The sequence below is a fragment of the Enterococcus sp. AZ101 genome (assembly GCF_050499005.1).
GTDB classification, from domain to species: domain Bacteria; phylum Bacillota; class Bacilli; order Lactobacillales; family Enterococcaceae; genus Enterococcus_L; species Enterococcus_L ureilyticus.
The window spans coordinates 305,269-319,985 of sequence record NZ_JBMHEZ010000003.1 but is presented as its reverse complement, the minus strand read 5'-3'; the positions used below and the strand labels follow the sequence as shown (position 1 = coordinate 319,985).

Here is a 14,717-nt window from a genome sequence, read left to right as displayed (position 1 = left end):
TCAAATTTAGTATACAGAAAAAATGAAAAAAATTGAAATGAAAGACTCTTCCAGCAAGGAAAGACTGATGAGCTGTGCTATAATTAAATGGATGTAGAAAATCTTAAAAAAACATTTAAAAACGTCCAGATGATTGTATTTCAGACTGGGCTTTATTATGATGAAAAGCAAAGAGGAGCTGACAAGATGCCGATCACATTAGCACAAGGGGTCAATTTACATGTTGTACCAACAGAAAAATATAAAACGGTGCGTATTTTAGTTCGTTTTAATACGCGTTTGAATAAAGAAACAATAACGAAGCGGACGCTGCTATCTAGCTTACTTGAAACAAATAGTTTAAATTACCCAGATCAAGTGAAACTAAGTGAGAAATTAGCAGAATTATATGGTGCTAGCTTTGGCATCAATGTTAACAAAAAAGGCAATTTGCATTGGTTGAATCTCTCAATCAATTTGGTCAATGATAAGTACTTGGAGCATAGTCATGTTTTGGCGGATGCAGTTGATTTTGTCAAAGAAATCTTATTTTATCCCAATATCATTGATGGGAAATTTGAGGAAGAAACATTCCAGCGTGAAAAAGAAAATTTAAAAGCCTACTATGAAAGCATTTCTGAAGATAAGCAAGTCTATTCTTCTTTGGCATTACAAAACCTATATTTTAGTCAGTCAGAAGATCAAAAAATCCCAAGTTTCGGCAATAGTACCGATTTGGAAAAGGAAACGTCAACTAGTATTGCTGCATATCATCAACAAATGTTACGTGAAGACCAAGTGGATATTTTTGTCCTTGGAGATGTCGAAGCAGCAGCAGTTACTGCGCTATTCAGTAAATTGCCCTTTGAAGACCGCGCATCAGGAATCGCTGATATTTTTTATGCACAACCCTCAAGAAATGTCATTGAAGAACGTTCTGAACAAGAGCCATTGGCGCAATCTAAGTTGAATTTAGGCTATCATACTGATGTTTATTATGGTGATGAGAATTATTTTGCCTTGCAAATATTTAATGGAGTTTTCGGTGGATTTCCGCATTCTAAATTATTTATGAACGTCCGGGAGAAAGAAAATCTAGCGTATTATGCGTCTAGTAGTATTGATACATTCCGCGGTTTCCTAAGTGTTCAGACAGGAATTGACGGAAGTAATCGTAATCAAGTGCTGCATTTGATTGCAACGGAATTAGAAAATATCCGTCAAGGAAAAGTCACAGATTTAGAAATCAAACAAACCAAAGCAATGTTAAAAAATCAATATTTACTTTCTTTAGATAATGCGGGAGCAGTTTTAGAAAATGAATACTTGAATGATTTGATTCCCCACCTACGTTTAAAAGATGATGAGTGGCTTCGTCGGATGGAGGCTGTCACAGTGGCAGATGTTCAACGAGTAGCTAAATTGGTCCAATTACAAGCCATTTTCTTTTTGGAAGGAGAAAAAATCGATGAATAAAAAAGAATATCCACAAATCAACGAAGTTCTCTATACAGAAGTCCTAGAAAATGGATTGACTGTTTATTTATTGCCGAAAGAAGACTATAACAAGACCTATGGCTTGTTCACTACAAACTACGGTTCGATCGATAATGAATTTGTACCAATCGGTGAAAAAGATTTTGTTAAGGTGCCTGATGGAATCGCTCATTTCCTAGAACATAAAATGTTTGAAAAAGAAGACGGCGATGTTTTTCAACAATTCGGACGTCAAGGTGCTTCTGCTAATGCATTTACAAGTTTTACAAAAACAAGCTATCTTTTTTCAACAACAGATCAAGTGGAACAAAATTTAGAAACCTTATTAGATTTTGTTCAAGATCCGTATTTTACAAAAGAAACAGTTGAGAAAGAAAAAGGAATCATTGGACAAGAGATTCAAATGTATTTGGATGATTCAAACTGGCGCTTATTTTTTGGCACGTTGGGCAACCTTTATCCAAAGCATCCGCTACACATTGATATTGCTGGGACAGTTGAAAGTATTGGGGAAATTACCGCAGAAGATCTGTATACCTGCTACAACACATTTTATCATCCGAGCAATATGACATTATTTGTTGTTGGAAAAATGAAACCAGAAGAAATGATGACGTTTATCCGAAATAATCAATCGGCCAAAACATTTGCGAAAGCAATGCCAATCAAACGCCATTTTCCAAAAGAAACAGCAGCAGATATCATTAAAGAAAGTTCAATCGAGATGCCAATCAGCCGTTCTAAAGTGATCGTGGGCTTGAAGGGTCTGGATGAAGTGCCAACAGATGGGAAAGAATTACTTAAATATAAAACGACTGCCAATCTTTTATTGCAATTATTATTCGGTAACACCTCTCAAAATTATTTGAATTTGTATAATGAAGGGTTATTGGATGATAGTTTTGGTTATGAATTTAATTTAGATCGCAGTTTCCATTTTGCAGATTTTGGCGGTGACAGTGATCAGCCGGAACTATTGGCACAACGGATTGAAGAAATTCTTCTAACGGTAGATGGAAACCCTGAATTGACAGAAGCCAACTTATCTTTATTGAAGAAAAAAATGATTGGCAAATACTTCCAATCTTTAAATTCACTAGAATATATCGCCAATCAATTTTCACAATCACTTTTTGGGGAAACAACGTTGTTTGATACACCAGAAGTAATCGAGAGTGTTCAATTAGCGGACGTGAAAAACGTAGCAAAAGTATTCATCAATCAAGAAGGATTGAGTCGCTTTTATATGTATCCTAAAAAATAAGGATCGAACTAGTGAGAGAGCAAGCCTTTGAAGTATGTTGTATGTGATGTAGCCAAGATGATAAGGCTTGCTTGAACTCTGAATAGCAGAAACAAAAAAAGTCCGAAATTTAGTTGAAAACTTTCAAAAATGTTACCCTCATCAGTAATTTTTTATGGTATGCTTAGATAAGTAGAGTAAAGTAAATCTATCAGCTCTTTGAATAGCTTAATCTAAGGATTTACCCAAAGATTTTACAGAGCACTGTGAGATAGGAATCGATACAAAGATAGACTATCTAACTCTTACAGAGACAGATGCGAGAACGGATTACTGAATGAAAGCCTGCTTTAAATAGGCAAAATTGATAAATTAGAGAGACTGGAGAAGATGGACGAGTGGCCAGCGTAAATATAGGAAAAAAATTAAGAGATGCACGACTGCAGCAAAACATGTCATTAGACGAATTGCAGCAAATTACTAAGACACAAAAGCGTTATTTGATCGCTATCGAAGAGAATGACTTTGATTCTATGCCGGGAACTTTTTATGTGCGTGCGTTTATTCGTCAATACGCAAGTGCAGTAGGACTAGATGGCAATGAATTAGTGGAAATTTATGATGGGATCGAGGAACCAGAAGATATAGAAACAGCGATCCAATACCAAACATTAGATGAATCACGAACGCAAATGTATGATGAAAACAGTCAGGGCAAACGTTTCATGCAAAGTTTACCTGCGGTTATTTTTTCTTTGATTGGATTAGCCATTGCAATTGTTGTTTTTTATATTACATGGCAAGATCGTCAAGCAAATCCAATCATTCAAACGCCAGCCTCTGAGATAATCAGAGAATCAGATTCGACGCCTAGTTCTGAATCAAGTCAATCGTTGGCTTCAAGTACAAGCACGACAGAATCGTCAACATCAAGTTCTTCATCAGAGCCTAAAGCACCAACTGAAGTGAATTTTGTTAGTGAATCAGGTGTGACAGTGAATATGAATGCAATCAATGTTTCAGAGCCTGCTAAGCTTGAATTTAGTGCTGTAACTGGGCCTTGTTGGGTTGGTGTTTATATTGCGACAGCTGCTAATAATGATAATGGCTATTTTTATCAAGAGACGATTCAGCCAGGGCAACCTAAATCTGTTGAAATTCCAGCAGGTACAACGCAGATTGTTGTTAGTCTAGGTGCATCTGAGTACATGGAATTTAAATTAGATGGTCAAAAAGCGGAATTCAATCCGAATGGTACAGGAATTGGACCGAGAAATATCAATATGTCATTAGCTTATGCACAAACACAACAATCTGAGCACTCACAACCAGCACAATAAAGATCCGCAATTAAGGACACAAGAAATAAGCGAAGGACAACGAAACACTGTTCATCGCTTATTTTTTGAGAACTTACGTGAGTATTCCATTTTTGAATAAAAAAAATATCATTTTTCGTGACACCTTCTATAAGATAACGTAAAATAGGTAAATAGAAGAGAGGGGCAACAGGCATTGAACTTACCAAATAAATTAACAGTTATTAGAATATTCATGATTCCAATTTTTATCGCTGTCGTTAGCATACCGATGGATTGGGGTACACTTACCATAGCGGGTACATCTCTAGCAGTTACGCAATTAGTTGGAGCGATCATTTTTGCAGTAGCAAGTATTACCGACTGGTTGGACGGAAAAATTGCTCGTGCACGTGGTTTAGTAACAAATTTCGGTAAATTCGCTGATCCATTGGCAGATAAAATGTTGGTGATGACTGCTTTTATCGTTTTAGTAGGACAACAAAAAGCACCAACTTGGGTCGTTGCGATTATTGTATGTAGAGAATTAGCTGTAACTGGATTACGCTTGTTATTAGTTGAAGGCGGCGAAGTAATGGCTGCTGCTTGGCCAGGAAAAGTAAAAACGGCAACGCAGATGGTGGCAATCATCTTATTGTTTATCAATAATATTCCGTTTACAGCAATTGGTTTTCCTGTTGATCAAATCATGTTGTATATTTGTCTGCTGTTTACGATCTATTCAGGAGTCGATTATTTTGTGAAAAATGCAGATGTATTTAAAGGCTCAATGTAACGATTATTTCCTCTAATGATGAATAAAAAATATCCTTTTTACTTGATCTCATGTAAAAAGGGTATTTTTTTAACCTTTTTTATTTAAAAAAAAAGAGCATAAATCCTTGATATAACAGTCTTTTTAAACTTTTTCGATCAAAGTGGAAATAATCAACACTACTATTTATAAAATAATAGTTTACTTTTTTTGAAACAGTGGGTATAATCTGTGTATCGGGACTATTATCATATAAACAGTAGTATTCGAACAAAAAAATAAATTGGAGGAATTTAGAATGAACAAATTTGTAAAAGGTGCAGTAGTTGCTGGTTTAGCTTTATCAATCGGAGGAACAGGATTTTTAGCAAGTGCGACTCAAGTACAGGCAAACTCAACTCAATTTGTAGATAATACTGAAAAAATCAATGAGTTGATTCAAGAAAAACAAGAAGCGATCAATAAGAAAAAAGTTAGTCGTGATTGGCAAGAACAAAAAGCTTTAGGCATCCGTATCGGTGAAATCGAACGTGAAATCCAAGCATTAAAAATAGGCGGATCAACAGGCGGTTCAACTGGAAATACAACACCACCACCAACGTCAGGCGAAGATACAACTTCAAAAATCAATGCCTTGATCCAAGAAAAACAGGAAGCAATCAACAAGAAAAAAGTTAGTCGTGATCCGAAAGAGCAAAAAGCCTTGGGTATCCGTATTGGTGAAATCGAACGCGAAATTCAAGCGTTGAAAAATGGTAGCACAACAGGCGGTTCAACAGAAGAGGCAACAACACCATCTACATCAGTAGAAGATAATACAGCTAAAATCAATGCCTTGATCCAAGAAAAACAAGAATTGATCAATAAGAAAAAAGTTTCACGTGATAAAAATGAACAAAAAACTTTAGGTAAACAAATTAGCCAAATCGAAAAAGAAATCAAACAACTAAAGAAAAATAAATAATTCCCTACTATCTAAATACTAATTTTTAATATTCTGACCCAATTTCTTACCCAAATTTGTGTGAATCTTATAAAGTATAGATTTGCCAAGTCATGTTGGCAAAGCAAATAAAAACAGTGAAGAAGCGATTCTTCACTGTTTTTCGTTATCAATATCATTAAAAATATAATCAAATTAAAGGTCCAAAAATCACTGTATAAATACTGAGACCAATTCCGGCAAGAATAAATAAAATCCCTATGGTTAATAACAGATTGAATTTTTTCGCCTTGTTTGCATCTGTTGCTTCTTTTTTAAACAGCTTTGATAAGACCGCAAACAAGAGACCTAGAATAATCAACAAGCCGTTAAGGAAAAAGGTTGAAAAACTATTCTTCTTCTTTGTATTTTTAAGGAGAGGCGAGTTTTGTAATGCTTTTAGCTTTTTAGCGTATTTAAATTCAGCACTTGGCGCTTTGATCGTAGGGGAGACTTGAGCAAGGCCATTATTCATTGTTAATGTATTAGCAGATAGTGTAAAAACTGGTTCGGTATTTTTTTGAATAACACCATAAAAATCTTGATCTAAGATTACTTCTTCTTTATTGATGGTCTGATTTCCTTTAGAAAGCAATTGTTTATACTCATAGGTGGCAAAAGCCTTGTCGAAAAGGGCATTACCAAATGCGTGGCGTTGAAGTTCACCTTCTTGATCTTCCCAATTTCCAACACCTAATACAATTTCGATCAAACGCGTATTTTCACGTTTAGCAGTTGCTGCATAGTTGAAACCACCAGTAGGACTGGATCCTGTTTTTAACCCATCAGCCCCTTCATAGCCATACGCTAAGCCAGGTAAAGAATAGTTATGATTTTCCAAAATCTCAGCGTAGGGTGTATTTTCCATAATGGTGATTTGGGTTGGACTAGTATACATGACTGTATCTGGATAATTTTTTAATAAGTGATAAGATAAGATCGCCAAATCTCGAGCAGTTGTTATGTTATCAGCGTTAGGATCGATTCCTTCTGGTTTGTAGTAACCGTTGAAAGAACCTGTTTCAGCACCGCTGCAATTATAAAATGTTGAATTTGTCATACCGAGTTCTTTGGCTTTATCATTCATCATATGGATAAACTTTGCTTCATCGTTTGCTGTGACTAAATTAGCTAGCATCACAGTTGCCACATTAGATGACTGAACAAGAGTTGCATAAAGCAAATCACGAACAGGATAATCGACACCTGCAACGATCGAATTGTTACTTAACTCGTAAATTTGAGAAATTGCTTGGTCGCTATCTGTCGCTTTAACTGTGGTATCCAACGTAAATTTACCTTGTTTCATCGCTTCAAAAACAAGATAAACGGACATTAACTTGGCGATACTGGCTGGATTCCATTTTAAGTCGGGATTATCTTCCCAAAGGACTTGCCCAGTTTGAGCTTCAATCACGATTGAGGCCTGAGGTTTGTATACTTCGTTTGTTTGATAGCCGGCATTTTGAGTGATCGTTAAAATATCTTCTTGGGCATAAGCGTCAGCAGCCGTAAAAATGCCTGAAAAATAACCTATAACTAATATAAGTGAGCAAATTTTCAATAAAACGTTTCTTTTCTTCATATAAACATCCTTTGTCATTAATCAGGTTCTTCTAGTAAAATTGGGATATTTTTGAAAGCTTCTCGATTAGAATAATGAATCATTTCCTCGTCAACTTCTTCCCAGTTAGGTCTAAAAACGTGCGCTAATCTACCTTGTTCATCAAATGTACGTATCAATTTTTCTTCTTGGTCATTATCTTGATCAGAAACAATAAATTTTATTTGAGTTTGTTTCACGAGATATAGAGACTCTTTTGTCGATTTTAAGAAATAGGGGATTCAATTTATTTTCTATAACAGTATTCATATTTTCTGAAAGGTAGTCAGTGTATTCTAACAGATTTTGCTGTTGATTGTCAGAAAATAGGAATTTTTTAGAAAAATAGTAGTTAGACTTTCTGAATTTAGTTCAATTGATCGTAGCGAGCGTTAAAATTTTCTAGGGACTCATAACCATAATCCTTTTTCTAGCTCATCTAGTTGTTGGGTGATTTCGGCCGCAGTTCGTTTCGTTAAAATTTCTTCTTGTTTTTCTAGGACATCTCTGAAATGAAAGAGTAATAATTGAACTTGTTCTCTCATGGCTCCTGTTGTTTCTGCATAGAGACGTTCTAAACGTGCTAGTAATAAACGATTTTCAGCGCGATCTCGTGGATGAACTTTTAGTGCGTTTAATTTTGCTAAACTTTCCTGCATTTGTTTTTGTGTTAGTTTTCCAGGAGAGCTTTCAATGATCAATTGTTTAGAACGACCACTTTGATCGGTGACGAGTACTTCCAAAAGGCCATTAGAATCATAGGTGAATCGACAATCAATGGGACTATTTTCTGGTGCAGGAGGAATCTTAATATCCAATTCACCGATTTTTAAATTATCTTTTGCCATTGGATTTTCTCCTTGGTAAATTGCGAAATGAACATGCTCTTGGTTATCTCTCAGTGTATAAAAAGTTTTCATTTTACTGACAGGGATCGTGGTATTTCGTTCAATAATCGGGGAAAAGACACCATCGATATAGCCTGTACTAGTTTGATTAACAGAGTCGACACCTAGGGTATGCCCGCAAACGTCTGTTAAGATCATTTCACTGACCATCGAGCGGTCTTGTTTTAGAGCAGCTTGAAGTCCTGCTCCACGACCCACTGCTTCATCCGGATTGATTTGCGTGTAAGGGATCGTTTTTAACAAACGGGCAAAATAGTTGCGAACAATCGGATTTTTTGTAGCTCCACCGATCAAAATGACTTGATCGACCTCCTGAATACTGATTCGGCCATCATTTAAAACACGTCCGATCGGTTGACGCATTTTAGCAAGTAACGGCTCACAAAGTTCTTTGTAATGTTCTTGCGATAGCTGGTAAGAGTAGGTAGTATCTTCCCATTCAAAATCAAATGAGCCTAATAATTGTGTTGTTAATGTATGCTTCAATAGCTCTGCTTTTTGGTATAACACAGATTGTGTTATTGCAGGTAAAACAGTACCGGTTAATTTAAGCTCGCTTATGCAGTCTCTGACGATCACCTGAGTGAAGTCTTCTCCGCCTAAGTGGTTATCTCCAGAAATAGCTTCTACTTGCATGATACCGTCGAACATCTCCAATAAAGACACGTCAAAGGTTCCACCACCTAAATCAACGACTAAGATCGATTGATCGGCTTCTTTGTGGAAACCATAAGCTATAGCAGCTGCTGTAGGTTCGCTAATCAGATTTTGCACAGTCAAGCCTGCTAACTTCGCCGCTTCTATAGTTGCTTCACGTTGCGCATTATTAAAATAAGCTGGTACACTGATCACAACATCATTACATGGTTGCTGTAAAACTGTTTCAGCATCTTCTTTCAAACTGCGCAAAATGAAAGAAGACAATTCGATAGGTGTAAAGGAATGTCCGCCTAAATCATATGTTTTATCCGTTCCCATAAATCGTTTAAAGGTAGCTGCCGTTAATTGTGGATGACTGATCAGCCGCTCTTTAGCAATCGCTCCAATCAAAATATCACCGTTATCATCCACGCCGACGACTGATGGTGTGAGTGTTTGTCCAAATTGATTCTTAATCAGTTGAACGGTCGTGCCATCCCAAAAAGACACTAAACTATTTGATGTCCCTAAATCAATTCCGATTATCCCCATAATATTCTCCTTTTTTTACCAACTTCTATATTCTCCTATAAAAATAGGTCTATTTCATTTTACGTGAAACAAGAGTAAAAAAGTATGCTTTTTGGCTTTTTTTAATAAAAAGTAATTTTTGGATTATTTTGGTATACTTTAACTGATGGAGGTGTTTGTAATGAGAAGTGAGCAAATGGTTGCTTCAGAATGGCCGAATTTTGCTGAACGAGTAACAAGAAGTATTCAGCTACTGCCTTTTTATGAGACACACACTTTGGCGAGACAAGTATTTAGTAAAAAGGTACGAGAGAATTCTGGGACTGGATATGTCATTTACAAAGGGAAAACCCCTTATTTATTTATGACCGTGGAAGCGGGGAGAGTCACAAATTTATTGATGCAAGAAAATCTGAAAAACAGCTGGACAGCAATTTTTTTAGCTATAGAGCGCTTATTCAAACAAACCTTTCAACCAAAAATCACCTTTTTGTTTCCGCAGTCGCTAACCCTTCACTTGCAAGAAGTGTTTTTAAACTATGGTTATGTAGTAGAATCAAATCGAGTAGTTGTCAAAGAGTTGCAGTATCATACGAGCTTGATTTTAGGTGGCGGCGGCGCAAGAGGTGCGTATCAGATTGGCGTTTGGCAAGCATTGAAAGAGCTAGAAATTCCTATTAAAATCATTACTGGGACCTCAGTAGGTGCGCTTAATGGTGCTCTAATCTTGCAAGATGATTTTGAAGCGGCTAAAAATATGTGGGAAAAAATTGAAACGAATCAAATCCTCTCTTTTCCTACACCTGACGTAACAAGTGATACGTTAGGTGGTATGATGAGTCAAATCGGCTTGTTTACTTTGAGCGCGATTCAATCCAAAGGAGTCTCGACAAAACCTTTGCAAAAGTTGATTCATGATACCTTTTCAAAAGAGCGGATACAGCAAGTCACCGCAGATTTTTACTTGGTTACGACAGAGTTGCCAACTATGCAAGAAAAGAATATTCATTTTAATGACTGTCACAGTGATCAATGGCAAAGATGGCTGTTAGCTTCGGCGTCATTTTTTCCAGCTATGGCTGCAACGAAAATCGCTGATAACTATTATATAGACGGTGGTTATCGCAATAATATACCAGTAGATATTGCGTTGCGCAAGGGTGCAACAGAATGCATTATCGTGGATGTGAAAGGTCCAGGAATCACAAAGCCTGTGAAAATACCTGCAACAACCAGTTGTCTGACCTTGCAAACACCGTGGTCGATGGGAGCAGTCCTTTTATTTGATGGGGTTCGTTCAACCCAAAATATCCAATTAGGTTATCTAGAAACGATCAAGGCAATCCGGAGAAATTATTTTGGCTACTGGTACACAGTGGATGAAACAATCGCTCGTTTAGAGAACTTTCAGCAAGATTTTTTCACTTTTATCAAAGAGACCTATCAAATAAAACTATGGACTTCTTTAGAACAACAAAATAAAATCTGCAAGAAATTGCGTAAAGTTTATAAAGACAGGGTGTATACCGAAAATCTTGGACTGGTTTTGGTAGAATTATTAGCCAAGAGTCAAGAAATCTCTGCATCGAAGTTATATACAATCCAAGAGCTAGCAGAGATGCTACAAAAAACTGGTCAAATGAAGACCGATTTTATAGAATCTAGAGGAATGATCTCGGTTCAAGAATGGTTGCTGCGGTACTATGAAGATTACTTTTTACTTTCTGATAAACAACAGTTATCATTAATGAATAATTTACTGAATGCAGATGAAAAAGAAAAAACACAGCGTGTTATCTTTTTGCTTGATAAATTACCAGCTCAAGTGTTACAAATCTTAATGAAAGAATTTATACTAAAAGGAGCGGATGAAGAATGAAACAAGAGTTTTCATATGAAATCGTAGAAGAAATTGCCATCTTATCAGAAAATACACAAGGTTGGCGGAAAGAATTTAATTTAGTAAGTTGGAATGGACGACCACCGAAATTTGACTTAAGAGACTGGTCGGCAGATCATGAAAAAATGGGCAAAGGCATTACTTTGACCAATGAAGAATTTGAAGTGTTAGCTAAAGCGATAAAATCCATGTAGAGAGGACACCCTGTCAATGAAAAGTATGACTGGTTTTGGAAAAGAAACATTTTTAAATGACACGTACCAAATCGATGTAGAAATCAAGAGTGTCAATCAACGGTTTTTAGATATTCAATTGCGGATGCCAAAAGAGATCAACCCTTACGAGATGGCTATTCGTCAATTGATGAAAGAAACGTTACAGCGAGGACGAATTGAGGCGTACATCAATATCAAGCAAACCGGTAGTGGGAATAAAGAGGTATTAGTTCATTGGGATTTGATTCATCAATTGTTGGGTGAAGTCCAACAAGAGCTGACAGCCCATTATCCTGAGACGGTCTTTGATCCAGCCCAAACAACCAATCAGCTATTGAATAACTCTGATTATGTTGAGGTTACAGAAAAACAAGAAGTGGATGAAACATTTGGCTTGTTGGTTTTAGAAACTGTCAAAAAAGCAGTAGAACGAATTGATGCCAGTCGTCTACAAGAAGGCCAAAAAATCCAACAAGTTTTGACCATATATTGTCAAGATTTTATCAATCTAGTTCATGAATTAACAGACTTTGTAACGGTTTATGAGAAAGAGTATCGTGAGAAATTTGAAACAAAACTAAATGATTTGTTGGGCAGTCAAGTAGATGAAACACGATTATTGACAGAACTGGCAATTTTACTGGAAAAAGGCGACATCCACGAAGAATTAGACCGTTTGGCGATTCATGTGACTAAGCTACAGGAATTATTGTGTCAAGCTGAACCTGTTGGTCGTGAGTTAGATTTTCTGATCCAAGAGATGAATCGTGAAGTCAACACGGTGGGTTCTAAATCAAGTTCTATTGAGATTAAAAACATTGTTGTCCAATTGAAAACCATTCTTGAAAAAATTCGTGAGCAAATCCAAAATGTTGAATAATGAAAAATAGTTTGTGATTCTATTTTTTAACGTTATAATTGAACAGAAGAAAGCAAAGAGGTGAATAAGAATGTCAAACTATTATGATGTAACGTTTCATGAATTGAGTGGGAAATCTGTAGTGAAAAGAGAAGTCATTTCTGACAGAGAACCATTTGAGGTCTGGGAAGATGCTTGCGTATCATTTACCAAGGATGAACTAAATATCCGCGTGAACGAAGAGGCTTTTGTGACGTTGAATCGTCGTTTTGTTGTGCGTGTGGATGTAGAAGAAGTAGATGGTCCGGTAGATAAAAAAATCAAACGCCATGATGAAATTATGGGTGTTGTGAATACATTATCGAATATGGGCTTTTAGGCTAGTGAATAAAAACCGCACATTGCGCTTTATGCATTGTGCGGTTTTTAGTCCAATTGTTTTTTATAGAAGAAATAGGCTGCCTGCTAAAAGCAGTAAAAGAATACCTAGCGTAAAGAATAGCCAAGTCATTGGTGTGGCGATTTTCCGGCTACCTCGTTTAACGCCAGCGACTCGTTTTCTAAAGACGCTTGAAAAGATCAGTAACAACAAACCAAATCCAGCAAGAAGGCTGCTGGTTAAGTGTTTTTGTCCCTTTTTTAGGCGAACTGGAGTATTACTCTTTTTGTCTGATTTAGCAGGTTGAGTCTCTGTTTTTGTGGCTTCAGACTCTTGGTAGCTGACACTTTTAACAGGGATTTTTGGTGAAACTTGACCGTATTCGCTAGCCAAAGAAAGTTGTCCGTCTTCTAATGTAAAGCTTGGCTCGGTGCCCTTTTTTACAAATCCATAAAAATCTCGTTCTACATTGATTTCTTTTTGATTGATTTTGTTTGACCCTTTGGAGAGTAATTTTTGATACTCATAGGTAGTAAAGGCGTGATTTAAAATGGCGTTTCCTGCTAAATGTCGTTCATATTCACCTTCTTGATCCGACCAATCCCCTACACCTAAAATAACTTCGATTAGTCGTATATTGTCTTTTTTAGCTGTAGCAATGTAATTGAAGGCTCCTGTTGGGCTAGAACCTGTTTTTAACCCATCAACGCCTTCATAACCATATTTTGCCCCAGGTAATGAGTAGTTGTAGGTTTCAAACGTTTCTTCTTGCGGTGTATTTGCCATGGTAGTAACGACTGGTTGGTTGGTAAATTGCAGTGCTTCTGGATATTTTTTGAGCAAGTTGTAAGTCAGAATAGCTAGGTCTCTCGCTGTGGACTTGTTTTCTCCGTTAGGATCGATGCCAGTAGCTTCATATAGTCCGTCAAAGGCTGCGATTTGTGCTCCGCTACAATTAAAATAAGTGGTGTTGGTCATGCCTAATTCAGCTGCTTTATCATTCATTTTACGAATAAAAGCAGCACCATCATGATCAGAAACCAGATTTGCTAACATCAAAGTAGCGACGTTTGACGACGGAACAGCGACCATAGTGAATAAGTCACTTACGGGATAATCGATTCCTAAGCTAATTTTATTGTTACTCAATGCGTAGATTTGTGAAATACGAACATCATTTTCAGTTGCTTGGACAGTTGTATCTAGCGTGAATTTCCCTTGTTCGATCGCTTCAAAGGCTAAGTACATGGTCATAACTTTAGCGATACTCGCAGGACTCCAAGACAAATCGGGCTGATCTGCCCACAAAATTTGCCCAGAATCAGCATCGATCACGATAGATGCTTTAGGGCGACAGGCTTCTTTGACAGGGAAACCAGATGTTTCTGCAAAGTCCATCAAATTTTCTTCTGCATAACTTTTTTGAATAAAACTCCCGAGAGAAAGACATGCAATTAGTAGAAGGCTACTAATTAATTTAGACAGTATGTGACCTTTTATCATAAGTTTGAGTCCCTTCATTTTTAGTACTTTTTTTAAATAAACAGGTAGTTGACCTTGTTTGAAAATAAGCAATCACTTTATTCTACTTGAAAAATAGGCGTGCTGTATACGTTTTTCGAGAATGTTTTTGTAAATAGAAGTGACAATTTTGATTGTTCAGGAAAAAAGCTAGCTATTTTAGAGGACTAGTATAAGTGAACAAATACTTCATTGACTTTTAGTGAAATAAACAGGTTTCTGAGTATCTGACTAAAAAGTATCTTATTTTCAAAGATATTAATGATAAAGTCTTGAAAATTACAGAAAAAAAGTGCATTATAGAACTAATACTGTAATCACTTATGGTTGTTCAGACGAGTCAGTCTGTTCAGCTTTTAAATTATCTAGCTTCATGAACCAGTTCTTT

The 14,717-nt window shown here is 36.5% G+C and carries 13 protein-coding genes; 9 read left to right on the top strand and 4 right to left on the bottom strand.

Annotated elements, in window-relative coordinates; genetic code table 11:
- Window positions 1–186 precede the first annotated feature (186 nt).
- The 5 genes from yfmF to IGJ50_RS15360 all read left to right on the top strand — a co-directional run bounded on the left by yfmF (window position 187) and on the right by IGJ50_RS15360 (window position 5,756).
- A complete protein-coding gene (gene yfmF, locus IGJ50_RS15380) occupies window positions 187–1,455 on the top strand; it encodes an EF-P 5-aminopentanol modification-associated protein YfmF (RefSeq protein ID WP_069639226.1) in 1,269 nt (422 codons plus the stop codon).
- Window positions 1,448–2,740 (top strand): EF-P 5-aminopentanol modification-associated protein YfmH, encoded by a 1,293-nt coding sequence (gene yfmH / locus IGJ50_RS15375; RefSeq protein ID WP_429951252.1) that lies wholly within the window; start codon window positions 1,448–1,450, stop codon window positions 2,738–2,740. Before yfmF ends, yfmH begins: the two co-directional genes overlap by 8 nt.
- 377 nt (window positions 2,741–3,117) lie before the next feature.
- Window positions 3,118–4,059 (top strand): helix-turn-helix domain-containing protein, encoded by a 942-nt coding sequence (locus IGJ50_RS15370; protein WP_429951250.1) that lies wholly within the window; start codon window positions 3,118–3,120, stop codon window positions 4,057–4,059.
- Between the two features lie 175 nt (window positions 4,060–4,234).
- The gene (pgsA, locus tag IGJ50_RS15365; protein ID WP_069639146.1) at window positions 4,235–4,813 is read left to right on the top strand and encodes a CDP-diacylglycerol--glycerol-3-phosphate 3-phosphatidyltransferase; all 579 of its coding nucleotides are present in this window, start codon (window positions 4,235–4,237) and stop codon (window positions 4,811–4,813) included.
- Between the two features lie 277 nt (window positions 4,814–5,090).
- On the top strand, window positions 5,091–5,756 hold the full coding sequence (locus IGJ50_RS15360; RefSeq protein WP_069639147.1) for a hypothetical protein: 666 nt from the start codon (window positions 5,091–5,093) through the stop codon (window positions 5,754–5,756).
- A gap of 169 nt (window positions 5,757–5,925) precedes the next feature.
- On the opposite strand, the gene IGJ50_RS15355 is transcribed toward IGJ50_RS15360, so the two are convergent.
- The 3 genes from IGJ50_RS15355 to IGJ50_RS15345 form a co-directional block, all read right to left on the bottom strand.
- The gene (locus IGJ50_RS15355; protein WP_429951247.1) at window positions 5,926–7,359 is read right to left on the bottom strand and encodes a DUF1958 domain-containing protein; all 1,434 of its coding nucleotides are present in this window, start codon (window positions 7,357–7,359) and stop codon (window positions 5,926–5,928) included.
- Window positions 7,360–7,376: 17 nt separating this feature from the next.
- Window positions 7,377–7,577: a hypothetical protein gene (locus tag IGJ50_RS15350; protein ID WP_069639148.1), complete on the bottom strand. Its 201-nt coding sequence runs from the start codon at window positions 7,575–7,577 to the stop codon at window positions 7,377–7,379.
- Window positions 7,578–7,787: 210 nt separating this feature from the next.
- Complete coding sequence (locus IGJ50_RS15345) at window positions 7,788–9,476, bottom strand: Hsp70 family protein (protein WP_429951245.1); 1,689 nt, start codon at window positions 9,474–9,476, stop codon at window positions 7,788–7,790.
- Window positions 9,477–9,636: 160 nt separating this feature from the next.
- Here IGJ50_RS15345 and IGJ50_RS15340 point away from each other — a divergent pair, with 160 nt between their 5' ends.
- The 4 genes from IGJ50_RS15340 to IGJ50_RS15325 all read left to right on the top strand — a co-directional run bounded on the left by IGJ50_RS15340 (window position 9,637) and on the right by IGJ50_RS15325 (window position 12,808).
- Entirely contained in the window at window positions 9,637–11,334 is a 1,698-nt protein-coding gene (locus IGJ50_RS15340) for a patatin-like phospholipase family protein (protein WP_429951243.1), read from the top strand.
- Window positions 11,331–11,549: a YdbC family protein gene (locus IGJ50_RS15335; protein WP_207121708.1), complete on the top strand. Its 219-nt coding sequence runs from the start codon at window positions 11,331–11,333 to the stop codon at window positions 11,547–11,549. The genes IGJ50_RS15340 and IGJ50_RS15335 overlap by 4 nt, the downstream gene beginning before the upstream one ends.
- Before the next feature lie 16 nt (window positions 11,550–11,565).
- A complete protein-coding gene (locus tag IGJ50_RS15330) occupies window positions 11,566–12,450 on the top strand; it encodes a YicC/YloC family endoribonuclease (RefSeq protein WP_429951241.1) in 885 nt (294 codons plus the stop codon).
- A 70-nt stretch (window positions 12,451–12,520) separates the two neighbouring features.
- Entirely contained in the window at window positions 12,521–12,808 is a 288-nt protein-coding gene (locus tag IGJ50_RS15325; protein ID WP_069639153.1) for a hypothetical protein, read from the top strand.
- Between the two features lie 63 nt (window positions 12,809–12,871).
- Here IGJ50_RS15325 and IGJ50_RS15320 read toward each other — a convergent pair whose 3' ends face one another.
- Window positions 12,872–14,311 (bottom strand): DUF1958 domain-containing protein, encoded by a 1,440-nt coding sequence (locus tag IGJ50_RS15320; RefSeq protein WP_429951239.1) that lies wholly within the window; start codon window positions 14,309–14,311, stop codon window positions 12,872–12,874.
- Window positions 14,312–14,717: the final 406 nt, after the last annotated feature.